General features: G+C 36.2%; 22 protein-coding genes. 18 read left to right on the forward strand and 4 right to left on the reverse strand.

What is annotated here, in order from left to right; genetic code table 11:
- Positions 1-3: 3 nt before the first annotated feature.
- From radA to panC, 4 genes are all read right to left on the reverse strand, one after another.
- Positions 4-1,365, reverse strand: coding sequence for a DNA repair protein RadA (radA, locus tag BHE19_RS06090; protein ID WP_017495918.1), 1,362 nt, complete (start codon positions 1,363-1,365; stop codon positions 4-6).
- Positions 1,365-2,519, reverse strand: coding sequence for an alpha/beta hydrolase (locus tag BHE19_RS06095; protein ID WP_070906352.1), 1,155 nt, complete (start codon positions 2,517-2,519; stop codon positions 1,365-1,367). The genes radA and BHE19_RS06095 overlap by 1 nt, the downstream gene beginning before the upstream one ends.
- A 203-nt stretch (positions 2,520-2,722) precedes the next feature.
- Complete coding sequence (gene panD, locus BHE19_RS06100; protein ID WP_017495920.1) at positions 2,723-3,073, reverse strand: aspartate 1-decarboxylase; 351 nt, start codon at positions 3,071-3,073, stop codon at positions 2,723-2,725.
- A gap of 14 nt (positions 3,074-3,087) precedes the next feature.
- On the reverse strand, positions 3,088-3,966 hold the full coding sequence (gene panC, locus BHE19_RS06105) for a pantoate--beta-alanine ligase (protein WP_070906353.1): 879 nt from the start codon (positions 3,964-3,966) through the stop codon (positions 3,088-3,090).
- A gap of 78 nt (positions 3,967-4,044) precedes the next feature.
- Between panC and BHE19_RS06110 the strand changes: the two genes are divergently transcribed.
- From BHE19_RS06110 to BHE19_RS06195, 18 genes are all read left to right on the forward strand, one after another.
- A complete protein-coding gene (locus BHE19_RS06110; RefSeq protein WP_017495922.1) occupies positions 4,045-4,851 on the forward strand; it encodes a glycogen/starch synthase in 807 nt (268 codons plus the stop codon).
- Positions 4,852-4,872: 21 nt separating this feature from the next.
- A complete protein-coding gene (locus BHE19_RS06115) occupies positions 4,873-6,495 on the forward strand; it encodes a DUF4270 domain-containing protein (protein ID WP_070906354.1) in 1,623 nt (540 codons plus the stop codon).
- Positions 6,496-6,505: 10 nt separating this feature from the next.
- Positions 6,506-8,356 carry a glutamine--fructose-6-phosphate transaminase (isomerizing) gene (glmS, locus tag BHE19_RS06120; protein ID WP_070906355.1) on the forward strand — a complete coding sequence of 617 codons (1,851 nt, stop codon included), beginning with the start codon at positions 6,506-6,508 and terminating at the stop codon, positions 8,354-8,356.
- A gap of 247 nt (positions 8,357-8,603) precedes the next feature.
- On the forward strand, positions 8,604-9,704 hold the full coding sequence (locus BHE19_RS06125) for a tail fiber protein (RefSeq protein ID WP_070906356.1): 1,101 nt from the start codon (positions 8,604-8,606) through the stop codon (positions 9,702-9,704).
- A gap of 7 nt (positions 9,705-9,711) precedes the next feature.
- Positions 9,712-10,728, forward strand: a complete 1,017-nt coding sequence (locus BHE19_RS06130; protein ID WP_123923400.1) for a DUF4200 domain-containing protein — start codon at positions 9,712-9,714, stop codon at positions 10,726-10,728.
- Positions 10,725-11,675 (forward strand): tail fiber protein, encoded by a 951-nt coding sequence (locus BHE19_RS06135; protein WP_083342472.1) that lies wholly within the window; start codon positions 10,725-10,727, stop codon positions 11,673-11,675. Before BHE19_RS06130 ends, BHE19_RS06135 begins: the two co-directional genes overlap by 4 nt.
- Positions 11,676-11,994: 319 nt before the next feature.
- Positions 11,995-14,829: a TonB-dependent receptor domain-containing protein gene (locus tag BHE19_RS06140; RefSeq protein ID WP_070906358.1), complete on the forward strand. Its 2,835-nt coding sequence runs from the start codon at positions 11,995-11,997 to the stop codon at positions 14,827-14,829.
- 85 nt (positions 14,830-14,914) lie between these two features.
- A complete protein-coding gene (locus tag BHE19_RS06145; RefSeq protein WP_070906359.1) occupies positions 14,915-16,441 on the forward strand; it encodes an SGNH/GDSL hydrolase family protein in 1,527 nt (508 codons plus the stop codon).
- Between the two features lie 232 nt (positions 16,442-16,673).
- A complete protein-coding gene (atpD, locus tag BHE19_RS06150) occupies positions 16,674-18,185 on the forward strand; it encodes a F0F1 ATP synthase subunit beta (protein ID WP_017495935.1) in 1,512 nt (503 codons plus the stop codon).
- A 92-nt stretch (positions 18,186-18,277) separates the two neighbouring features.
- Complete coding sequence (locus tag BHE19_RS06155; protein ID WP_017495936.1) at positions 18,278-18,559, forward strand: F0F1 ATP synthase subunit epsilon; 282 nt, start codon at positions 18,278-18,280, stop codon at positions 18,557-18,559.
- Between the two features lie 186 nt (positions 18,560-18,745).
- Positions 18,746-19,882, forward strand: a complete 1,137-nt coding sequence (locus BHE19_RS06160) for an aminotransferase class I/II-fold pyridoxal phosphate-dependent enzyme (RefSeq protein ID WP_070906360.1) — start codon at positions 18,746-18,748, stop codon at positions 19,880-19,882.
- Positions 19,883-20,094: 212 nt separating this feature from the next.
- Positions 20,095-20,292: a hypothetical protein gene (locus tag BHE19_RS06165; RefSeq protein WP_070906361.1), complete on the forward strand. Its 198-nt coding sequence runs from the start codon at positions 20,095-20,097 to the stop codon at positions 20,290-20,292.
- A gap of 94 nt (positions 20,293-20,386) precedes the next feature.
- On the forward strand, positions 20,387-21,250 hold the full coding sequence (locus BHE19_RS06170; protein WP_070906362.1) for a TraB/GumN family protein: 864 nt from the start codon (positions 20,387-20,389) through the stop codon (positions 21,248-21,250).
- A 78-nt stretch (positions 21,251-21,328) separates the two neighbouring features.
- On the forward strand, positions 21,329-21,760 hold the full coding sequence (locus BHE19_RS06175) for an RNA polymerase sigma factor (RefSeq protein ID WP_394332166.1): 432 nt from the start codon (positions 21,329-21,331) through the stop codon (positions 21,758-21,760).
- The gene (locus BHE19_RS06180; RefSeq protein WP_070906364.1) at positions 21,750-22,364 is read left to right on the forward strand and encodes a hypothetical protein; all 615 of its coding nucleotides are present in this window, start codon (positions 21,750-21,752) and stop codon (positions 22,362-22,364) included. Before BHE19_RS06175 ends, BHE19_RS06180 begins: the two co-directional genes overlap by 11 nt.
- A gap of 144 nt (positions 22,365-22,508) precedes the next feature.
- A complete protein-coding gene (gene bioD, locus BHE19_RS06185) occupies positions 22,509-23,126 on the forward strand; it encodes a dethiobiotin synthase (protein ID WP_070906365.1) in 618 nt (205 codons plus the stop codon).
- 100 nt (positions 23,127-23,226) lie between these two features.
- A complete protein-coding gene (gene bioA / locus BHE19_RS06190) occupies positions 23,227-24,498 on the forward strand; it encodes an adenosylmethionine--8-amino-7-oxononanoate transaminase (RefSeq protein ID WP_070906366.1) in 1,272 nt (423 codons plus the stop codon).
- Between the two features lie 22 nt (positions 24,499-24,520).
- Positions 24,521-25,690: a beta-ketoacyl synthase N-terminal-like domain-containing protein gene (locus BHE19_RS06195; protein WP_070906367.1), complete on the forward strand. Its 1,170-nt coding sequence runs from the start codon at positions 24,521-24,523 to the stop codon at positions 25,688-25,690.
- Positions 25,691-25,710: the final 20 nt, after the last annotated feature.

Raw genomic sequence — 25,710 nt, forward strand, 5'->3', positions numbered from 1 at the left:
AAATTAACCAAAAAGAATACTGGCCACATCTTCGATTTTAGCCACCAATTCAATTTTGATTCCTATATTTTTTAACGCAATTTTATTGTATTTGGATACAAAGATAGTGGTGAATCCAAGTTTTTCAGCTTCCTGAATACGCTGATCAACACGATTTACCGGGCGAATTTCACCTGAAAGTCCAACCTCTCCGGCAAAACAGAAACCTTTGGTTACCGGGATGTCTTCATTGGAGGATAAAATTGCAGCAACAACAGCTAAATCAATTGCGGGGTCATCGACAGAAATTCCACCTGTAACATTCAAAAAGACATCTTTCGCTCCTAAACGAAATCCGGCTCTTTTTTCGAGAACCGCTAAAATCATGTTTAATCTTTTGGCATTGTAACCGGTTGTACTTCGTTGCGGAGTTCCGTAAACTGCAGTACTCACTAGTGATTGTATTTCGATCATCAAAGGACGCATGCCTTCAAGTGTGGTTGCAATTGCTGTTCCTGATAATTCTTCGTCTTTATGAGAGATTAAAATTTCGGAAGGGTTGGATACTTCGCGTAAACCACTGCCTAGCATTTCGTAAATTCCTAATTCGGCAGTAGAACCAAAACGGTTTTTTAGCGAACGTAAAATTCGGTACACATGATTGCGATCGCCTTCAAACTGTAAGACTGTATCGACCATGTGTTCGAGGATTTTAGGTCCGGCAATATTTCCGTCTTTTGTGATATGTCCGATCAGGATAACCGGAATATTAGTTTCTTTGGCAAATTTGATGAGTTCCGCAGTGGTTTCTCGGATTTGAGAAATACTTCCTGCAGTAGATTCAATATAATCGGTATGTAAAGTCTGAATCGAATCGATAATTACAATTTCAGGCTGTATGGCTTCAATTTGTTTGAAGATATTCTGTGTTTTAGTTTCCGTTAAAATGTAGCAATTGTCACTGTTAGGAGTGATTCTCTCCGCGCGCATTTTGATTTGCTTCTGACTTTCCTCGCCGGAAACGTATAAGGTTTTGTAAGGTAATTTAAGTGAAATTTGGAGCAAAAGCGTACTTTTTCCAATACCCGGTTCACCTCCTAAAAGCGTTAAGGATCCCGGGACAATCCCGCCTCCCAAAACACGGTTTAATTCACCATCAGTAGTATTCATTCGAATTTCCTGTGCGGAATCAATTTCGTTAATTTTTAAAGGACGCGGCGCTTTACCGTTTGAAGTAGGTTCGCTTTTCCAGGCTACTTTTTCCTGCTTCTGGATAATTTCTTCGGCAATAGTATTCCATTCTTTACAGGCATTGCATTGCCCTTGCCATTTGGCATACTGAGTTCCGCAGTTCTGGCAAAAAAAGGAAGTTTTAACTTTTGACATTATTTGGTGGTTTTTGCTAATGCATTCATCTGGTCCATTTTCTCGTACATCAAATCTTTATTCAAATCACCTATTGGTTCCATTTGAGAAGCATTTTGGTATTTTTTAGAAGCTCTTTTAGGATCTCCCATTTTTTCGTACATCAGTCCTAATTCATATTCTCCCAACATGGCTTTCGGATAGTTTACGTTTCCAATTTCAGCCATTTTGCCTAATTCGTCGTAAGCGTTCTTTTTTAGAATAAGGTTTTCAATTACTTTAAAATCACTCATTCTTACCGGAATCTGAACTCCCAGAACTTTAGACATGGTATTGTATTTGTTTTCTAAATAATCAGCATATCCGGTTTCCAGAACGGCAATTTTATTGTTGTATTCAGCGGAATTAATAGGCTTGTAAACATCGAAAATCTGATATAAGGCACTCGGAATTGCATGTAAAACCTGAGTGTAATGAGTGGTGCCTTTAAATAAATCGTATTTGTAACTTACTAACGGATTATTGGCAATTTTTATATTGCTGTCTAATTTTTCGATAGGTTCTTTGAGTTTTTTATTGTCTCCATCGGCTGCAGAAAGATAATAGAATACAGGTTCTGTGACTTTGGCAAGTTTCTCAGGTACTCTAATTTCCATTTTATTTGCCAGTTCCGGACTAAAAGCAATATAGGCATTAAAAAGAGGCTGCTCTTTGTAAAGGTAAAAATTGATGAAGCTGGCGGTTACATCATGACCGGCAATAATCCTGAAAGGCGAGGTACGGTATTTTTTCTCAATGTAAGGAACTAATTCAGCTCCCACAAATTCAAAAAAGTTGGCTCCTTTTTCAAATGGCAGTCCGGTATTCTGATCAATTGTAGTATCGTCCTCGCGTTCGTCATTTTTATTCTGATGAACGCCAATGATGATCATCTCAGGTAAGTCTCCCCAATACGTGCCATAACTTACAGCGCCGGAAAAAGGATCGAATAAATAATCGCCATCCAGTAGGTATAAAACAGGATATTTTTTATCGGGATTGGCTTCGTAAGATTCCGGAAGTCCAATGGTTATTCTTCGTTCTTCTCCGAGCTTTTCGGATTTAATGTTGTCGAATTTTTTCTGCGAAAAGACAGAAAATGAAATTAAAGTAATAAGTAGGTAAACTTTTTTCATGAGTTGGGCATTTCAGTGAGTTAAAAAGTATTGAAATAATGTAGCAATATAACATTTTATTTGCTCTTTTATTATTGTAGGAATTTTAAAAACAGCAAGACGCTTTTGTTATTAAAGTCAATATTGAATTTAAACCAATAAAATAGTGTTTGTGTCAATTGGGAGTTGAACAAACTAAGTCGAATAAAGTGTGAAAGGAAAAACTAGGTTAACGAATTATCGTTTTCATTTGGGAAAATGATCCATGGTTTGAACGTTTTAGCTTCTTCAAACTCCAGGGTAGCATAAGAGATGATAATGATAATGTCGTCTTTTTGAACCTTTCTCGCGGCAGGTCCGTTCAGGGTAATTTCTCCTGAATTTTTCTCTCCCTTGATTGCGTAAGTTTCAAAACGTTCGCCATTATTGATGTTTACAATTGCTACTTTCTCGCCTTCAATGATGTTTGAAGCTTCCAGTAAAGTTTCATCAATAGTAATGCTGCCAATATAATTTAAATCAGCGCCAGTCACTTTTACTCGATGAATTTTAGATTTTATAACTTGAATTTGCATGGTGCAAAGGTAAATTAATTTAATGAAATGGTGTCAATCAACCTGATAGAATTAACAAATACCGCTATAAAGGCACGGTAGTTTTTGTCTTTATTTTTATCTTCTATCGGTAATAATGTGGATTCGTCAGCAATGACGAAATATTCGAGTTCAAATCTTTCGTTGTCTTTGAAAGAATTTTCGACAAACTGAATCGTTTCTTCAGGAGTGTCTTTCTGGAATATTTCTTTTGCTTCAGTAAGTACCTTAAAAATTATAGCTGCTTCTTTTCGTTCTTCTGCAGTTAATCGCTCGTTTCGGGAGCTCATGGCAAGTTGGTTGTCTTCTCTAAAAATAGGACAGCCCACAACATTTACGGGTAAATGATTTTTTTCGACCATTTTTTTAACAATCTGCAGCTGCTGAAAATCTTTTTCTCCAAAGTAAGCATTGGTAGGAGTTACGATTTCGAACAAACGTTTTACGATGGTTCCGACTCCGTTAAAATGACCAGGTCTGAATTTTCCTTCCATCTGATTTTCTAAACCGTCAAAATCAAAAGCTTCAGAAACAGTATGTCCTTCATAGATATCTTCTACGCTAGGAGCATATAGAATCATTTTGTCGCTTAAACCTCTCATTTTCTTTACATCTTCTTCTAAAGTACGTGGGTATTTTTCGAGATCTTCGGGGTTGTTGAACTGAGTTGGGTTCACAAAAATACTCACAACGGTATCGTCATTTTCTTTCAGTGATCTTTGCATTAAAGCCAGATGCCCTTGGTGTAAAGCTCCCATAGTGGGTACAAATCCAATAGTGGAATTTGCGGTTTTGATAGTTTTCAAATAGGCTATCAAAGCTACTTTACCGTAGAAAATATGCATGGCAGTATTATTAAAATTTACTGCAAACATAATATATTAGTTAATAACTGCATAAAATTTTGTAATTTTGCAACGTTTTTATTACCAAAAATTAAGTAAAATACTATTATGAAAGATAAGAGGATATTATATGTATCATCTGAAGTCGTGCCTTATCTGGCTGAAAATGAGGTTTCTTTAATGTCTTATGACGTTCCGAAAATGATTAACGATCAAGGAGGTCAGATTAGAATTTTCATGCCAAGATATGGAAATATTAATGAGAGAAGACACCAGTTACACGAAGTAATTAGACTTTCAGGAATGAACTTGGTAGTGAATGACTTAGATATGCCATTGATTATTAAGGTTGCTTCCATTCCGAAAGAAAGAATTCAGGTTTACTTTATTGATAATGATGAATATTTTAAACGTAAAGCAACTTTTGCCGATGAAGACGGGGTTTTGTATCCTGATAATGACGAAAGAGCTATCTTTTTTGCAAAAGGAGTTGTTGAAACTGTAAAAAAACTAAACTGGGTTCCGGATATTATCCATGTTCACGGTTGGTTGGCTTCGATGTTGCCTATTTACATGAAGCACTATTATAAAAATGAAGCTTTATTTTCTGAAACTAAGATCGTAACCTCGGTTTACGGACAATCTTTTGATGAGAATCTGGATTTAGAAATGATTAATAAAGTAAAATTTGACGGGGTTCCGCATGAATCAGTTGCTGATCTGGAAACCCCTAACTACGAAAATATCCTAAAAGCCAGTATATTGCATTCTGATGCTGTAATTATAGCTTCTGAGCATGTATCGCCAAGTTTAACAAAATTTATAGAATCTTCAGGAAAACCTTTTTTACCTTTCGCCACGAAAGATGCATTCGCTGAAGCGTATACAAATTTCTATAAAACAATGGGTCTCTAAATTTAAACTTTATTATTACACATGTACAATACTTCTTTTGTTAAGAAAATACTATTAGTTGCAACAGTTGTCCTTTTATATTCTTGCGATAAAGATTTTAATGCGATTGGTGATGGTTTGATCGGAGACGATCATTTTGGTCTGGAATCTGAAAAATATGAAGTTTTAGCTTATAATCAGGAAGTAACCCCAATTCAGTCAAACGGATCGGTAAATTATGGTTTAGGTATTTACGATAATGCAGTTTTTGGTAGTTCCGCTGCCAGTTTTGTGACTCAGGTTAGTTTGGATACGTATGCACCTACGATTGGTGATGCACCTGAAATAGTAAGTGTGGTGCTTAGTGTTCCTTACTTTAATCATGTAAAAACAGCAAACAGTGACGGAAGCCGAACTTTTGTACTGGATTCTATTTACGGAGCGTCTAATGGTAAAATTAAATTAGGGGTTTATGAGTCAGGGGTTCAAATGCGTAGCTCTTATTTTGACGGAGGAGCTCAATTTGCACAGTTGTATAATACAGATATGGATACAGATACAGGCGTAGCGGATTATATCAATTTTGATAAATCTAAAAAACCTTATGTCGCTACCGGGAAGCCTTTAAATGATGATCCTAACATAGCACAAAATGATGAATTTTTCTTCAATGCGAGTGAGATCACAGATGTAAGTACAGATCCTACAACAGGTAAAGAAACGAGTACTAAAGTTGCCCCTGAAATGCGCTTGAATCTGAATAAAGCTTTCTTTTTAGATAAAATTCTTAAAGCTCCGGCTGCAAAATTGGCCTCTGCCGATGTTTTTCAGGAGTATTTTAGAGGATTATATTTTAAAGTAGAACGTTCAGGTAGTAGCCCGGCTAATATGGCTTTGCTGAATTTTGCAACAAATGGTAAAATTACGATCAAGTACAAGGCTAAGACGGCTATAACAACAGATCCTGAGGATACAAAGGAGGATAAGACTTTAACGATTAAGTTAACAGGTGCTTCGGCAAGTTTGCTTAAAGAAGCAAAAGATCCTGCTTATGCCAGTGCAATAACTAATCCGAATAAGACGACCGGAGATGATAGACTTTATTTAAAAGGAGGGCAAGGATCGTTAGCAGTACTGGAACTGAATGGTTTTGGTGCTAAGCTGGATGAAATCAGAACAAAAAAGTGGTTAGTGAATGAGGCTAATTTAGTTTTCTCTATTGATTCAGATAAAATGACGGGATCTTATGAGCCTAAGCGAATTTATTTGTATAACCTGGATGATAATGTGCCTATTGTAGATTACGTTTCCGATGGAACTTCTTCTTCTAATCCGTTATTGAATAAGGCAATATATAGTGGGATTATTAATGTAGATCCTACAACCAAAAGAGGTACTACCTATAAAATTAGATTAACCAATCATATTCGTAATATGATTAAGAATGCAACTGTGAAAAACGTAAAGTTAGGTTTGGTGGTGACAGGTGATGCAAGCACAATAGCTTCTAACAAATTGAAACTAAAAAACAACGTTATCTCAGAGGCACCTAGAGCCTCCGTTATTAGTCCATTAGGGACGGTATTATTTGGAGGCACTTCAAGTGCAACTATTCCAGCAGGGAAGAAGTTACAGCTTGAAGTTTACTACACGAAACCAAATTAATAATTAATATATGTGTGGAATTGTTGGATATATCGGTCATCGAGAGGCTTATCCTATTGTAGTCAAAGGATTGAAGCGACTCGAGTACAGAGGATATGACAGTGCCGGTGTTATGTTGTATGACACTGAATCAGGGATAAAACTTTGTAAAACAAAAGGAAAGGTTTCGGATCTTGAGGTTAAAGCTAAAGAGAACTTAGACGCAACCGGAAGCATAGGAATTGGACATACACGTTGGGCAACTCATGGAGTTCCAAATGATGTAAACTCGCACCCGCATCTTTCTAACTCAGGAGAGTTGGTTATAATTCATAATGGAATTATTGAGAATTATGCGCCGCTAAAAGAAGAATTAAAAAAGAGAGGTTATACTTTTAAATCAGATACAGATACCGAAGTTTTAGTGAACTTAATTGAAGAAGTTCAGAAAAATGAAGGTTTGAAATTGGGTAAAGCAGTTCAGATTGCTTTAAATCAGGTAGTAGGAGCTTACGCAATTGCTGTTTTTGATAAAAAGAACCCAAATGAAATTGTAGCTGCCAGATTGGGTAGTCCATTGGCAATTGGTGTTGGAGAAGGAGAGTATTTTATTGCCTCTGATGCTTCGCCTTTTATTGAGTACACTTCAAATGCGATCTATCTGGAAGATGGTGAAATGGCAAACATTAGATTGCATAAGCCTCTTAAAGTTAGAAAAATTAAAGATGATTCATTAGTGGATCCTTACATTCAGCAGCTTCAAATGAACTTGGAGCAAATTGAAAAAGGAGGTTATGACCATTTCATGCTAAAAGAAATCTACGAGCAGCCAAGTGTTATAAAAGACACGTACAGGGGAAGGCTTCATGCCAATGAAGGAATTGTTCAGATGGCAGGTGTTGAAGATAATTTAGAGAAATTTTTAAATGCTAAACGAATTTTAATCGTTGCTTGTGGTACTTCATGGCATGCTGGTTTAGTTGCTGAATACATTTTTGAAGAATTTACCCGTATTCCCGTAGAAGTGGAATACGCATCAGAATTCAGATACCGTAATCCAATTATCAACAAAGACGATGTGGTAATTGCAATTTCTCAATCAGGAGAAACCGCAGATACTATGGCGGCTATTAAGTTGGCGAAAGAAAACGGGGCGTTTGTTTTTGGAGTTTGTAATGTCGTAGGTTCTTCTATTTCAAGAGAAAGTCATGCAGGTGCTTATACGCATGCAGGACCAGAAATTGGAGTAGCATCTACTAAAGCCTTTACCACTCAAATTACAGTTTTAACTATGATCGCATTGCGATTGGGTAAAGCAAAAGGAACGTTATCAAATACTGATTTCCATACCTATTTACAAGAGTTAGAGATCATCCCTGAAAAAGTAGCAGAAGCATTAGAGACGAACGACCGAGCAAAAGAAATTGCAGCAGCATTTAAAGATGCGCCAAATTGTTTGTATTTAGGACGTGGTTATAATTTCCCGGTAGCGCTTGAAGGAGCTTTGAAGCTTAAAGAGATCTCCTATATCCATGCTGAAGGTTACCCAGCGGCCGAAATGAAGCACGGGCCAATCGCTTTGATTGACGAGCACATGCCGGTTATCGTTATTGCGCCTAAGCAAGGGCATTACGATAAAATTGTAAGTAACATTCAGGAAATCAAATCCAGAAGCGGTAAAATCATTGCTGTAGTTACTAAAGGTGATACACAGGTTCGCGAATTAGCTGATTATGTAATTGAGATCCCTGAGACTTCAGATGCATTGTCTCCACTGATCACGACTATACCTTTACAATTACTTTCGTACTATATCGCAGTAATGAGAGGTTGTAATGTTGATCAGCCTCGTAATTTGGCAAAATCGGTGACGGTAGAATAGAAAAATTTATTTGAAACATATAAATGTTTAGAAATGCGAGGCTTAGGTCTCGCATTTTTTTTGTTGTTTTTTGTCGGAAATTTTAGATGTTGAGATTTTAATAATAAGTTTGCGTGATATATTTTAAATCATTTTTGAAAGTAATAATAATTGTTGTTTTGCCTTTAATTTTTATGCTTTTCGATGTTTTCTAGGAAGAGAATGATTTATATCGTAAAGAGAATTAATTAAAATAAAATGAATTTATATGAAGGATTTATCAGATTTAAAAAAGGTTTTTATGCTGGCATTATTGCTGCAGGGGATGATATCCTATGGTCAGGGTTTGCCTATAGTGGGGTTTGGGGATCCTGCAAATTATACTATTAATACTTTTAGTGTTCCGGGATCATCCGGTTTAGATTTGCATTGGCACGGAGGGATTCGTTTTGGAGATAAAACAGGTAGTGATGTTATGAGGATAGAGAATGGAAATGTTGGTATTGGAACATCAACTCCTGCAACTAAACTTAGTGTATTAGGGGTAATATCTAAATTGACAGAAACGGGAATTGACGGTACTTTTGATAACCTAATAAAGTATGGGCATAAATCAGATTTAGAAAGTGGTACAAGTTATGCAAATCGTTGGCATGGTATTGATGCTACAATTACTGCAGGAACAGCAGAGCAGAATAAATTAAAGTTTAGACTCTATAGTGGTGGAACAGGTAATTTAATACCGGTTGATGTGATGACTCTAGTTGGTAATGGAAATGTCGGGATTGGAACTTCTACCCCTTCTAACGTACAAGGCTGGGGCAGAGTATTTGATGTTGCTGGAGTTGATAATTCTAAAATTCTGGCAACTTCGAGAAATGGATTGTCTAGGGTGGGTATTTTTTCGCATAATGATTGGTATGGTGGTGGTGGATTTGTTGGTACAGAAAGTAATCATCCTTTACATTTAATAACAAACTATAATGTAAAAATGTCAATTCTTGCGAATGGTAATGTGGGAGTTGGAACATTAGTGCCAGATTCAAAACTTACCGTTGCCGGAAATATTCATGCACAAGAAGTAAAAGTGACGGTTAATGCAGGTGCAGTTCCGGATTATGTTTTTGCGAATGATTACAAATTAAAATCATTGGAAGAAGTGGAAAGTTATATTAAGAAAAACAGTCATTTGCCGGAAATACCATCGGCTAAAGAAATAGAGAAGAATGGTTTAATGCTGGCAGAAATGAATCTAAATCTATTGAAGAAGATGGAAGAAATGACCCTTTATATGATAGAACAGAATAAGAGAATAGAAAAACAAAATGAAAAAATTAGGGTTCTTGAAGAGAAGGTATTTGTTAAATAGGAAAGAAATGGAGATAAGATTTATTAGAATTGCCGCTGTGTTTTTAATTACTGCAGTTTCATCAGCACAGCAATTAGGTAGTGGATTTGCTGATAATGTTCCGGATTTAACACAACCTATAAAATCTGGGATTTATGAATTGAATACGACGAATTATGTAAATGGGGATGGAAGTGCGAGTTGGTATCATTTGTTTGTAATGAGACATTCCAATCAGAGTAATAATCATCAATTGCAGCTTTCTTCTTCTTATACCGAAAATGATAGATTGTTTTTTAGAAAAATAGCTAACACTCAAGGGGCTGTTTGGAATGAATTAGCGACTCGTGGGACGAATAATTTTATTGGTAACCAAAGTGTTTCCGGGAATCTTGGTGTTGGAACATTAAACCCCGTAACTAAATTGAGTGTGGTAGGAGGTATATCGAAGTTGACAGAAACAGGTGTTGATGGTATATTTGATAACCTGATAAAGTATGGGTATAAATCAGATTTAGAAAGTGGTACAAGTTATACTAATCGTTGGCATGGTATTGATGCTACAATTACTGCAGGTACAGCAGAGCAGAATAAATTAAAGTTTAAGCTATATAGTGGTGGGACTGGGAATTTAGTACCTGTTGATGTGATGACTTTGCTTGGTAATGGCAGAGTTGGAATAGGGACAGTCAACCCAGATTCAAAATTAACCGTTGCCGGAAATATTCATGCGCAAGAAGTAAAAGTAACGGCTAGGGCGGGCGAAGTTCCCGATTATGTTTTTGCGAATGATTACAAATTAAAATCATTAGAAGAAGTGGAGAGTTATATCAAACAAAATAGCCATTTACCGGAAATACCATCAGCGAAAGAAATAGAGAAGAATGGTTTGATGCTGGCAGAAATGAATTTGAGTTTGTTAAAGAAGATGGAAGAAATGACGCTTTATATGATTGAAATGAAGAAAGAAAATTTAGTAATGAAAGAAAAACAAAAACAGTTAGAGAATACTGTTCAGGAACTAAAAAAGATAGTAAAACAATGAAAGTAATAGCTCCCATTCTATGTTGGATGCTCTTTTGCATGAATATTAATGCACAAGTTTCAACCTCTTTATCCATTCTTGATACTAGAGATAGTAATGATCTGCCAAATTTTTCATCAAGGGATTTTAGAGTTGATTTTAAAACAAGAAGCACTATAGGAGTACCTGGTTCAGGTTTTTACTCTACAAATTTAACAATATCGCCTTGGGCAAATAATGAAAATAGTGGAGATAAAAATCATCAGCTAAATTTTAATAATGGTGGTATTTTTTATCGAAATGCATATCCTTTAGATGTCCAATGGAGTGAGTGGGGAAAGATTTTAATGTCAGATCAAGATGGGAATGTAGATTTAACAGGAAGGTTAGCTGTTTTAAGAACCGCTAATCGGCCTGGTAAAGCACATATTCTTTTTGGAAATGGTTCAGCTTTGTCCGGTCAGCCTTCCGCTATGCTTAGCTTTGCTGGATATGGAATTCAACATTCAGGATTTACATGGGTTCCCAACACTTCTATGGATGAAGGTAAGCTATTTCTTTCGTTTGGAGGCGCTGAGGATGGAATTGCTAATCCAATAAAAGTGACTTTTCAATCTAATGGGAATGTAGGTATTGGTACAAAAAATCCAGATTCAAAACTTACCGTTGCCGGAAATATTCATGCTCAGGAAGTAAAAGTGACGGCTAGGGCGGGCGAAGTTCCCGATTATGTTTTTGCTAATGATTACAAATTAAAATCATTAGAAGAAGTGGAGAGGTATATCAAACAAAATAGCCATTTACCGGAAATACCATCAGCAAAAGAAATAGAGAAGAATGGTTTAATGCTGGGAGAAATGAACATGAATCTGTTGAAGAAGATGGAGGAAATGACGCTTTATATGATAGAACAAAATAAGAGAATTAAAGATTTAGAAAAACAAATCGAAGAAATAAAAAGAAAGTAGGAATAATTGTAAAATTACATTACTGTTAAAAAGCGAGATTTTAGGTCTCGCTTTTTTTGTATTGCCAGATTTTTTTTCTGCATATGGTATTTTTAGTAAATCCTCAAAATTTCCCTATAAAATAATATGTATGCATAGTAATTGAATTGTTGAAGGTTTAATATTTGATTTTAATTTAATAAAACAGATTGATGAATAGTTAAAATATTGTGTAAAAATATGGTAAATACTGATTTTTTTTAACATTTTTTTATACATATTAAAATTATTTGTATTTTGGTAGTATAAACTAAACAAAAACTAACCAAAAACTAACCAAATGAGAGTCTATTTATTAATTATGTTGTTTTTCAGCGGAATATCTTTTGCGCAGAATTCAATTACCGGTTCTGTTACAGACAGCAGCACTAAACAAGCTATTCCCGGAGCCAATGTTGTCGTAGTTGGAAGTTCAAACGGTACTTCTACGGATTTTGATGGTACATTTAAGTTAAGTACTTCGGCTAAGCTGCCTTTTTCAATTAAGGTTTCAGCTGTAGGTTTCGAGTCTAAGACGATTAATGTTACTGCTGCAAATCAAAAAATTAATGTAATTTTAAAAGATGAGGAAACTAAATTGAATGAAATTGTGGTTTCTGCTTCCAGAACTCCTGAGAGAGTGCTTGAATCTCCGGTAACTATTGAAAGAATGGGAATCGTTGATATTAAGAGAACCGCTTCTCCTTCTTTTTACGATGGTCTGGAAAATTTAAAAGAGGTACAGATGAATACCAGTAGTATGTCTTTTAAATCAATCAATACCAGAGGTTTTGCAACGGTAGCCAATACTCGTTTTATGCAGTTGGTTGACGGTATGGATAACTCTTCTCCGCTTTTGAACTTTGTACTGGGTAACATGATTGGTATTTCGGAAATAGATGTTCAGAGTGTGGAGCTTTTGCCGGGTGCATCTTCTGCTTTGTACGGAGCAAATGCTTTTAACGGAATTATGTTCATGAACAGCAAAAGTCCATTTACATATCAGGGGGCATCGGCTTATTTTAAATATGGAATGACTTCGCAGGAAGCTGCCGGTACGAATAATTACTACGATTTTGGAATGCGATTTGCGCATGCGTTTAATAAATATTTTGCGGCCAAAGCAAACTTTACTTATATGGAGGCTACCGATTGGTATGCTACAAATTATAACGACAAAACAATTCCCGGAATTGACAGAAGCAATATCAACTATGACGGGATTAACGTTTATGGTGATGAAGTTTCTACTAATTTAAAAGGTGTAGGACAATCACTGGCTGCTTTAGGGATTATTCCTGCTTCGGCAGTAAATTTATTGCCTAGTAAAAATGTCAGCAGAACGGGTTATAATGAAGTCGATCTTACTAATAATAAAGCTGGAAATACTAAAATAGACTTCTCTTTTCACGGAAGACCTTTTGGTGATGAGCGTTTGGAAATTATCTGGCAAAGTAAATTTGGTTTTGGAAATGCCGTTTATCAGGGTGCCAACAGATATTACCTGAATGACTTTTTTATGCAACAGCACAAAATTGAATTTAAAGGGAAGAATTTCTTTGTGAGAGGATATACTACAACAGAGGATGGAGGTAATTCTTATGATATGGGCTTTACGGGTATTAATATCAACAGAAAGTGGAAAGACGATAAAACCTGGTTTGGTCAGTATGCAGGAGCTTATGTTCAGGCTACTTTAGGTGGAGCAACCCCTGAACAGGCACATGCAGCGGGTAGAACTACGGCAGATACAGGTCGTTTCTTACCAGGCACAGCAGCGTTTAAGAACGCATTTACTCAGGTAATTGCTGATGAAAGCGTACTTACAGGTTCAAAATTGGTAGATAATTCAAAGATTTATCATTCAGATGCCAACTACAACTTTAAAGACTTGATAAAATTTGCCGAAATCCAGGTAGGTGGATCATTCAGATTGTACGAGTTGAATTCTCATGGAAGAATTTATACTGACGGAAATAGTGGTATCAATTATACAGAATATGGTGCTTATACACAATTGGTAAAGAAATTCATGGAAGACAGATTGAAATTTACAGGATCTATTCGTTATGATAAATCAAAAAATTTCGATGGTAATTTTTCGCCAAGAGTATCTTTTGTGTATTCCGGAGGGGAGAAAAAGAATCATAATTTCAGAGCCTCGTTCCAAACCGGTTTTAGAAATCCGTCTACACAGGATCAATATATAGGTTTTAATATAGGGAATGCGGTGTTAATCGGTTCTGCTCCGGATAACTTATTGCGTTATACAGAGACATTGCCTGTTTCTACAACGGCAGGTCAGGCTTTTGCCGGAGGTCCGACTGTTGTAATGACGGGAGTGAATGCTTATAATAATTCTTATACAGCAAGTTCTGTAGGTGCTTTTAGTGCTTTGGCAGGAACTAATCCTGTAGCTGCAGCTGCTCTTTTAAGAAAAACAAATATAAATTATGTAAGACCGGAAGAAGTTAAGGCATTTGAGTTGGGATATCGTTCTTTTATTAATGATGTTTCGGTAGATCTTAATGCTTATTACAATATTTACAATCATTTTATTGGAAATTTAAATGTTGTGGCTCCTTTTTATGGTACGGCACAAGATGCTCCAAACCCTTTATTAGGACCTACAGATCCTGGATTCCAGACGCTTCATGCGCTTCAGAATGGAAACATCAGAGCGTACCAGTTGTATACCAATACAGATGTTGAAATTAAATCGTTCGGATTTGGAGTTGGTCTTTCTAAAAAAGTGATTGCTAATTTTGAATTGGGAGTAAATTATAATTATGCTCAGTTTGATTTTGATCAGGCAAAAGACCCAAGTTTTGAAGCCGGGTTCAATACACCAAAACACAGAGTTAAAGTGTCACTTGGAAATGACAAGTTATTTGAGAACTTCGGATTCAATGTAAGCGGAAGATGGAATAGTGAATACAAATGGGAATCGACTTTTGCAGATGGTATAATTAAGGCGGCAACTGTAATTGATGCGCAGATTAATTACGGACTTCCGAAATTAAAATCACTTTTCAAATTAGGAGCTTCAAATATTGGAGGAAAAGAATATGCTCAGGTGCTTGGTGCAGGATATATCGGTCAGCAATATTTCATTTCCTGGACGATCAATCCGTAATTTGGGATAATAGACAAAACAAAACTTTTATTCGCTTTTCCGGATACAACGTTCAGAAAAGGATAATTATAAAATATAGTAGATCATGGTAAAAAATTTAAAATGGCTGTTTTTGGTTTCAGTAACCTTTATGGCTTGTAATAGTGATGATGCGGTAACGGTGTCAGATTCGTCTGATGGACAGCCGTTAACTTCGGGACAGGCGAATTTTTCAAAATATGTTGCGTTGGGAGATTCTTTCGCGGCAGGTTTTTCAGATAATGCTTTGTTTAAGGCCGGTCAGACCAATGCATACCCTAATATTTTGGCACAGCAATTTGCATTGGTAGGTGGCGGTACTTTTACAACTCCTTTTATGACCGATAACATTGGAGGATTTTCCTCTGGTGGTGTTCAGGTGCCTAGTTTGGGAGTTAGATTGTATTTAGATGTAGCAACAAGTACTCCGGTTCCGGTAAGCGGTGTTTCGGGTACCGATATTAGTGCACGTTTAACGGGAGCTTTCAATAATATGGGGATTCCGGGAGCAAAAGCAACACATTTGGCACTGGCTGGTTATGCGAGTGCTAATCCTTACTTTGGCAGGATTGCTTCTTCACCTTCGGCAACAGTTTTAGGTGATGCTTTGGCGCAGAATCCTACTTTTTTCTCTTTGTGGATTGGGGGTAACGACGTTTTAGGTTACGCTACATCGGGAGGTGACGGATCAAACCCGATTACAGATCCGGCTACTTTTGATGCTGTTTATAAAAACCTGGCAACAGAATTGTCTAAGAATGGAAGAAAGGGTGTTGTGGCTAATTTGCCGGACATCAGTACCTTGCCACACTTTACAACAGTTCCTTACAATCCGTTAACAGTTTCGCTTTTAGGTAATGGAAGTACAGCTGTTGGAACAGCAACGATCAATGCACTTAATGCACAATTATACGGTCCGTTGAAAAGCGCCTTAAATTATCTTGGAGTTACGGACAGAATTGATTTACTATCGCTAACAGCAGCAAATCCTTTGTTGATAAAAGACGAAACGCTTACCAACTTATCTACTCAGCTTACTGCAGTGCTTACGCCATCGGTAGGAGCGCAGACTGCGGCGTTTTATGGTACTGTTTTTGGTCAGGCGCGTCAGGCTAAAGCTGCCGATTTGGTGCTTTTGAGCACAAGAGCAGCTATTGGAACGGCACCTACAGCTGCAAACTCAGGAATCGGAATGGCACCTCCTGCACCGTTGGATAAATTCGGGATTACGTATCCGTTACAAGATAAATATGTATTAATTCCGTCAGAGATAACAGAGATTAAAAATGCTACTGCAGCTTATAATTTAACCATTAAAGCAGCTCAGGAAGCAAACGGTCTGGCATTAGTAGATGCAGACGGATTGATGAAACAGTTGTCTACTGCGAACGGGATCTCTGTAAATGGCTATACTTTGACAAGCGCATTTGTTTTCGGAGGAGTGTTTTCTCTGGATGGTGTTCATCCTTCAGCCAGAGGTTATGCATTTATTGCTAATAAATTTATAGAATCGATTAATGCGAAATACGGTTCAAATCTAAAAGGAGTAGATGTGGGGAATTATCAGACACTTTATCCTAAAGTTATAAATTAAATTTAATTTTTTCATAAAAACAGCCACTTGCTTTCAGAACGCAGTGGCTTTTTTTATGCCCTTAAAAAATGCTATTTTCGGTATTTGAAGGCTGACTTTTAAGAATCAAACAAAATCGTAGTATTTTTTATAAAAAAAATATTGATTTTATATTTTAAAAATTTATCTTTGCGCTCTGAAAAAAGAGGTATTTTCGATAAACCTAAATAGCTATTTAATAAATACATAAGTAATGTCAAAAGTAATAGGAAAAGTTGCTCAAATCATTGGACCAGTAGTTGACGTAGTTTTCAACGGTAAGGATGTTGAACTTCCAAAAATTTATGATTCACTAGAAGTCACAAAAAAAGACGGAACATTGTTAGTTCTGGAAGTACAATCTCACATTGGTGAAAATACGGTTCGTACCATTTCTATGGACTCTACAGACGGTTTGAGTAGAGGATATGAAGTAGTTGGAACTGGAAATCCAATCCAAATGCCAATCGGTCCGGATGTATACGGAAGATTATTTAATGTTGTTGGAGATGCGATTGATGGTTTAGGTGAATTGCCTAAAACAGGTGAAAACGGTTTGCCGATTCACAGACAAGCACCAAAATTTGAAGATTTGTCAACTTCATCAGAAGTTTTATTCACAGGTATCAAAGTAATCGATTTGATTGAGCCTTATGCAAAAGGAGGTAAAATTGGATTGTTCGGTGGAGCAGGTGTTGGTAAAACAGTATTGATCCAGGAGTTGATTAACAATATCGCAAAAGGTCACGGTGGACTTTCAGTATTCGCAGGAGTAGGAGAAAGAACACGTGAAGGAAATGACTTACTTCGTGAGATGTTAGAGTCAGGAATTATTAAATACGGTGATGATTTCATGCACTCTATGGAAAATGGAGGATGGGATTTATCTAAAGTAGATATGCCAGGAATGAGAGAGTCTAAAGCTACTTTCGTTTTCGGACAAATGAATGAGCCACCTGGAGCTCGTGCACGTGTAGCACTTTCAGGATTATCTATCGCTGAGTATTTCCGTGATGGAGCAGGAACTGATCAAGGAAAAGACGTATTGTTCTTCGTTGATAACATCTTCCGTTTTACACAAGCAGGTTCTGAGGTATCAGCACTTTTAGGACGTATGCCTTCTGCAGTAGGATACCAACCAACTTTGGCAACAGAGATGGGGGCTATGCAAGAGCGTATTACTTCTACAAACAAAGGATCTATTACATCTGTACAGGCGGTTTACGTTCCTGCGGATGACTTAACTGACCCGGCACCGGCAACAACGTTTGCTCACTTAGATGCAACAACGGTATTGTCTCGTAAAATTGCTGAGTTAGGTATTTATCCTGCGGTTGACCCGTTAGATTCTACTTCAAGAATTTTGACTCCTCAAATCTTAGGAAATGAGCATTATGATTGTGCACAAAGAGTAAAAGAAATTCTTCAGAAATACAAACAATTGCAAGATATTATCGCGATCTTAGGTATGGAAGAATTATCTGAAGAAGATAAATTATCAGTATCTAGAGCACGTCGTGTTCAACGTTTCTTATCTCAGCCATTCCACGTAGCGGAGCAATTTACAGGTATTCCTGGAGTATTGGTTGATATTAAAGATACTATCAAAGGATTCAACATGATTATCGACGGTGAGTTAGATCATCTTCCGGAAGCAGCTTTCAACTTGAAAGGTTCTATTCAGGATGCTATCGAAGCTGGAGAAAAAATGTTAGCTGAAGCATAATCAAGCATAGCTTGATAAACATCAAAAAATAAAAATTCCAAATTCCAAGATTGGGATTTGGAATTTTATAATTTGGAATTTAAAAAAAAGTTATGATTTTAGATATAGTATCACCAGAAGCAAAATTATTTTCAGGAGAAGTAACATCAGTAACATTGCCTGGAGTTGACGGAAGCTTCCAAATATTGAATAATCACGCTCCTATTGTCTCTATTTTAGAAAAAGGAACTGTTAAAATTGCTTCTGCAAAGTTTAATTTTTCTAAAGATGTAGCGAGTAAATTCACGAAAGTAAACGAGCAAACTTATACATTAGAGATTGCATCAGGTACTGTTGAAATGAAAGATAATAAAGTAATTGTTTTAGTTGACTAAAGCAATTTCGGAATAAATACAAAAAGACTTCAAGTAATTGGAGTCTTTTTTTTATGCTCTAATTTTTGCTTTTGATTGCCGGAAGATATTGTATTCAGGGAGTATAATTTAAATGATTATCTCTGATCGGGCTTATGAAAGCAAAGCAATAGTTTATTTTAGAATCAATTTTATAACTTTGCTTTTATGAAATTACCGGAGAACCTGAATCAGAAATTAGAGATACGAAAGCAAAATAATTCGCTTAGAAAATTACCGGTTTTTAGTAACCGAATAGATTTTTCGTCAAATGATTATATCGGTTTTTCAAAATCAGAATCTATTTTTAAGCATACTCATGCTTATTTGCTGGAAAACGAAATTTTTCAAAACGGCGCAACCGGATCACGATTGATTTCAGGGAATCATTCTTTATATCAAATTACAGAAACGTTTATTGCGGAATTTCATGATGCTGAATCAGCATTAATCTTTAATTCGGGTTACGATGCCAATGTTGGTTTTTTTAGTGCTGTACCGCAACGAAATGATGTTATTTTGTATGATGAATTAAGTCATGCTTCTATTCGGGACGGAATTACAATGTCTAATGCAAAATCATATAAATTCAATCACAATGATTTTGAAGATCTGGAACGTCTTATCCAAAAATTTCCGGATACCACGGTTTATATTGTTACCGAAACGGTTTTTTCTATGGATGGGGATAGTCCGAATTTAGAAGAATTAGTAGTCTTGTCCGAGAAGTACAATTGTTATCTGGTAGTCGACGAAGCGCATACTTTAGGCGTATTTGGAGAAAAAGGAGAAGGTTTGATGCAGTACCTGAATCTGCACCATAGAATTTTTGCCCGAATTATGACTTTCGGAAAGGGTTTAGGATGTCATGGTGCTGTGGTTTTGGGAAGTACAGCTCTTAAAGAATATCTGGTAAACTTTGCCAGAAGCTTCATTTATACGACAGGTTTATCACCTCATTCTGTTGCGACAATTCTTATAGCGTACAAACAATTGGAAGCAGAGAAAGTAACCATTGAAAAGTTACGCAGTAATATCGTGTTTTTCAATCAGCATAAAAATTTATTTGGGCTAAAACCAATGTTTGTTCGAAGTAAATCGGCAATACAGTCGGCTATTGTTCCGGGAAACGAAAATGTAAAACGCCTCGCAGAACAACTTCAGGGTAAAGGATTCGATGTAAAACCGATACTTTCTCCAACCGTTCCGGAAGGTCAGGAACGTTTGCGTTTTTGTATTCATAGTTACAATTCAGAAAAAGAGATTAACGAAGTTTTAGAATTACTGGGGAACTTCGTGTTTTAAGATACTATATTTCACAGAGATTCACCAAGTTATCGCAGAGCTTCGCAAAGTTATTTTGTGAGGCTCTTTTTTCTTTGTGAATCTCTGCGTGAAAAAAAAATATTTCCTTCAGCCCTTTGTCTATGGGCTTCTATAAAAAAAATTTAAAAATTTTTGTAACGTTTTGAATGTTTGATTACTTACGAGTCGTAATCAAATAAACCAAAACAATTATGAAAACAAACTCAACATCAGTTACAGAAAAAGTATTTCATTTCGTATTTGTCTTTGCCGCTTCTGCAGGACTTGGATATGCTTTAGTAAATCAATTTATTTTAGACAAACCAAATATGGGATTGCTTTCAGTTATGATTTGTCTCTTTGTAGCTTCAATGGCTTCCTGGCAAAGAAAAAAATATATTAAATCATAGTACTCATTCAATCATCAGTCAAAACAATCAGTCAAAACAATCAATCAAATCATCATCAATCAAATCATCATCAATCATTAAATCAATCAACAAAATGAAAAAATTAGTTACATCAGCAATTGCAGTAATCGCATTAGTTTTTTGTGGAACAACACAGGCACAGAAAAAAACTCCAAAACTTGAAAATTCGCTTTTATGGGAAGTTACAGGAAACGGATTATCGAAACCGTCTTATTTGTACGGTACAATTCATGCAATTTGTTCAGGAGATTATTTTCTGTCTGATAAGACAAAAAAAGCATTTGAAGCCTCAAACGAATTAGTGTTGGAAATTGATTTAGCAGACCCGAAAGAAATGGCAGATATGCAGCAATTGGTATTGGGGAAAGAACCTTTAAGTAAGAGACTGAGTCCGGAACAATTGTCAAAATTGGATTTGATTCTGCAAAAAACAACTGGAATGACGGTTAAACAGGTAGATGCTTATAGCCTGACCGCAGTAATGAGCATGGTTTCGATTAAAAGTTTTGGCTGTAAAGATCTTAAGTTTTATGAAATGGAATTTATTGAGAACGCAAAGAAAAGAAATATTGAAATTGGTGGTCTGGAAACGGTAAAATCTCAAGAAAAGATGTTGGAAAAGGCTTATAACAATGATGAAATGTTAATGATGTTGGAGGAGCTAAATGACTCCGTAATGTCTCAATCAGTATCCTTTTATAAAAATGAAAATATCAATGGATTGTATGATGTTATAACAGATGAAAAAATGGGGAGTGAAAAGACAAATAAAGTTATCTTAGACCAGCGAAATATGAATTGGGTAAAAACGATGCCGGAAATGATGAAAAAGCAGAGCGTGTTTTTTGCTGTAGGATCGGGACATTTGGGGGGAGAGTATGGAGTGATTAGTTTATTAAAGAAAGCAGGTTATAAGGTCAAACCAGTAATGCAATAAAGTATTTTGAAAGAGAAAGAACAGGAATTTTTAAATCGGATCGAAAGTCACAAGGGAATATTGTATAAGGTTTCTAAAATGTACATGGATAATTCTGACGATCAACAGGATTTGTTTCAGGAAATCGTTTGTCAGCTTTGGAAATCGTATGATTCCTTTAGAAATGAAAGTCAGTTTTCGACCTGGATGTATCGTGTAGCGGTGAATACAGCCATTGTTTTTCTGAAAAAGGAAAAGCGAAAGGTAGACAAGTACGAAATCGCTTCGGAGAATATTAAGGATGATGAAGGAGATTCACACATCAAAGAAAGTCAGATCGACCATTTTTATAAGGCTGTTCAAAAACTCGAAAAAATAGATAAAGCGATCATTTTTTATCAGCTGGAAGGTTTCTCTCATAAGGAAATTGGAGAGAACTTAGGAATTTCAGAAGGAAATGCCAGAGTGAAATTAAACAGAGCAAAAGAAAAATTAAAAGAAATAATTAAAAATCAGGGATATGGATTTTAACGATATACAAAACGCATGGAACAATGATAAATCGGATAACATTGTTCTTCCGGATAATCTGGAAAAAATACAATCGGCCAATACGCCGTTAGACAGAATCAAAAAGAATTTAAAAAGTGAGCTGGTTGTACAGGTAATTTCCGTTGTGCTAATAGGGCTTACTCCTTATATTTTTCATTTTGAAGAGAAATATATCATGCCTTTTTTCCTGCTTTTCAGTATGTTTACGGCTGTTTCAATTTATTATCTGACAAAGCTTTATTTTTTCTACAAACGACTAAATAATACAGCTTTAAAAACAAAGGACAATTTGTATGAAACTTATTTCGATATCCGTTTGAACATGGAATTGTATAAGACTTTCGGATTTGCTCTGACACCTTTTCTGGTAGTATTTCTAATCGTTTTTATCTACGATCAGACTTCTAAAGCGGTTGATTTTACAATGCTTGAATTTAGTAACACAGAAATGTTCAGTATTTTTTCAGTCATTCTCTTTTCAATTCTTTTTATGGGACTGAGTCTAGAATGGTGGGTTCGGTTTTATTACGGAAAATATGCTAAAGAAATAAAGAAAGTGATAGACGAATTAAAAGAAGAGTAAGTTAAATAGAACCCATCATACGTGATGGGTTTGTTTTTATTGGTATTTTTGCATCGATTATTAAGCAGGTATTCACCGAGAAAAGATTATTTGATACCAGAAGGTCTAATTGTTTTTTGTGAATATTTGCGAAACAAAAGAAGCATGAAAATATTTATAACCGGAATTTCAACAGATGTTGGTAAAACCGTTACTTCGGCAATCGTTGTTGAAGCTTTAGAGGCCGATTACTGGAAACCTGTTCAGGCCGGAGATTTGGATTTTAGTGATACGCACAAGGTAAAATCTCAAATTTCAAATTCGAAATCTCAATTTTTCCCGAATGCATACGAGTTAAATACACCCGCAAGTCCGCATCTGGCTGCAGAAATTGATGGGCTTACAATCGATTTGAAGAAGATTGTGGAACCTCGAACCAATAATCATTTGGTTGTAGAAGGGGCAGGAGGAATTTTTGTTCCGCTGAATGAAACAGATTCTATTATTGATCTAATTCAAACCGATTATAAAGTAATTGTGGTTTCAAGACATTATCTGGGGAGTATCAATCACACCTTGTTAACTGTAGAAGCGATTCAGAATCGTGGTTTTAAAGTTGCAGGAATTATTTTCAGCGGAAGCGAAAACAAATCGACTGAAAGTTTAATTCTCAATAAAACCGGAATAAAATGTATCGGAAGAATTGATGAAGAACCTTATTTTGATCAGAATGTAATCCGGGAATACGCCGATTTGTTTAGAGAGAACTTACTTAATTTATAGAGAAAAGAAGACAGAATAAAGAAAATAGACTTTCTTATCTTTGTCAAAATTGTAGAGTTTAGTCTATTTTCTATATTCTAATATCCATATTCTAAACAAGATGACATTAACAGAAAAAGACAGCCAATATCTTTGGCATCCTTATACACAGCATAAAACAGCACAGGCCCCAATTGCAATTTCCAAAGGTGAAGGAGCACTGCTTTGGGATGAGAACGGCAAGGAATATATTGACGCTATTGCTTCATGGTGGGTAAATCCGTTCGGACACAGTAATCGATTTATAGCCGATGCGATTTACAAACAATTAACCACTTTAGAGCATGTATTGTTTGGGGGTTTTACACACGAACCGGCAGTTAAAGTGGCGGAGAAACTAATTGAGATTCTGCCTAAAAATCAGCAGAAGATTTTCTTTTCTGATAATGGTTCAACAGCGGTTGAAGTAGCTATAAAAGTGGCTTTGCAGTTTTTTTTCAATAAAAATGAAAAGCGAACCACTATAATTGCTTTTGAAAATGCTTTTCACGGGGATACTTTTGCGGCAATGGCAGCAAGTGGGATCTCTTTTTACACACAGGCTTTTCAGGGAATGTTTATTGATGTAGTCCGAATTCCGGTTCCGGTAAAAGGACAGGAACAAGAGAGTTTTGATGCGTTGAGAAATGTGATTCAAAATCATAGTTGTGCCGGTTTTATTTTTGAACCTTTGGTACAGGGTGCAGCCGGAATGGTAATGTATGAACCGGAGGCTTTGGCTAAACTGATTCAAATTTGCAATGAGAACAATGTTCTTACCATTGCCGATGAAGTAATGACAGGTTTCGGTAAGACGGGAAAAACCTTTGCAATGGATTATGTGACAGAAGTTCCGGATATGATGTGTTTGTCTAAAGCATTAACCGGAGGCACAATTCCAATGGCAATTACCACTTTTACACAAAAGGTTTTCGATGCTTTTTATGATGACGATATTAATAAGGCTTTGTTTCATGGACATACGTTTACTGCAAATCCAACCGGCTGTGCTGCGGCTTTGGCTAGTATTGATTTGTTGCATACAGATGAAATGCAGGCTAATATTGAAAGAATTCATAAGAGTCATTTGGATTTTCAGAAGAAAATTGAAAAGCATTCAAAAGTAATTACTGCCAGAACATTGGGGGTTATTTTTGCAGTTGAAATCAAATCAGATTCGGAAGAGAGTTATTACGGTTCAATGCGAACGAAACTCTATAATTTCTTTATTGATAAAGGTGTTGTTTTGCGCCCTGTTGGAAATATCGTTTACATTTTACCTCCGTATATCATGAGTGATGAGCAGCTTCAAAAAGTATATAAAACCATTGAAGAAGCCATTGAAATGGTGTAATTTTGCGATTAAATAAAATATTTTGAATACACAAAAAATCTCTATAACAGCTTTTTCTTCTATTTCACCTTTAGGAAATACTACGGAATCAGTGTGGGAAAAGTATCTTGATCGTCAACATTGTTTTTCGAAACAGTTTTTAGACCAACAGGAGACTTCTGTTGCTGCTCTGGATGCTGAATCTAAACAAATTGTCTCGGAAATAAGAGAGTCCGATCCTAAGTACAAATTTCTGGATGATTCGGTTTTGTTTGCTTTAGCGGCTTCTCGACAAGCGGTTAAGCAGGCAGGATGGAGTTTGGATGATATCTTCGGAATTAATATTGGTTCGTCCCGAGGGGCAACCGATTTATTCGAAAAACATTATAAAGAATACGTCGATACAGGAAAAGCCCAAACTTTAGCTTCTCCAACAACAACTCTAGGAAATATATCTTCCTGGATTGCTCATGATCTGCAGAGTGTTGGACCGGAAATATCGCATTCTATAACGTGTTCAACTGCACTTCATGCCCTGTTGAATGGTGTAGCGTGGTTGAAATCAGATATGGCTGATAAATTTTTGGTAGGAGGAAGCGAAGCCCCATTGACGGATTTTACGATTGCTCAAATGAGAGCACTTAAAATATATTCGAGAATCGATCAGGAAACGGAATCATGGCCCAATTTGGCTTTCGATTTTGAGAAAACCCAAAATACTATGATTTTAGGGGAAGGTGCGGCAGTTTGTTGTTTGGAAACCGGCGAGAAAGAGAATGCAATAGCATACATAACAGGCGTGGGTTATGCAACCGAGATTTTAGAACACAATATTTCTATTTCTGCGGAAGCAACCTGTTTTCAAAAATCAATGAAAATGGCTTTAAAGAATATAGCTCCTGAATCGGTTGATGCAATTGTGATGCACGCTCCCGGAACGATCAAAGGCGACTTAACCGAGTTGAGGGCTATTGAAAAAGTTTTTGGATCTCAGCTGCCTTTGCTTACTACCAACAAATGGAAGATCGGACATACTTTTGGAGCGTCGGGTATATTGAGTTTAGAGTTGGCACTTTTGATGTTTCAGCACGATACTTTTATTGGCGTACCTTTCGGAGAAGAACAAAAACAGACAAAATCGATTAAACGAATATTGATTAATGCGGTAGGTTTCGGAGGAAATGCTGTTAGCGTTTTAATCGAAAAGCCTTAGTTTAATTTTTCGAATACCAA

Origin of the sequence: Flavobacterium tructae (assembly GCF_001853485.1) — a bacterium.
Lineage (GTDB): Bacteria > Bacteroidota > Bacteroidia > Flavobacteriales > Flavobacteriaceae > Flavobacterium > Flavobacterium tructae.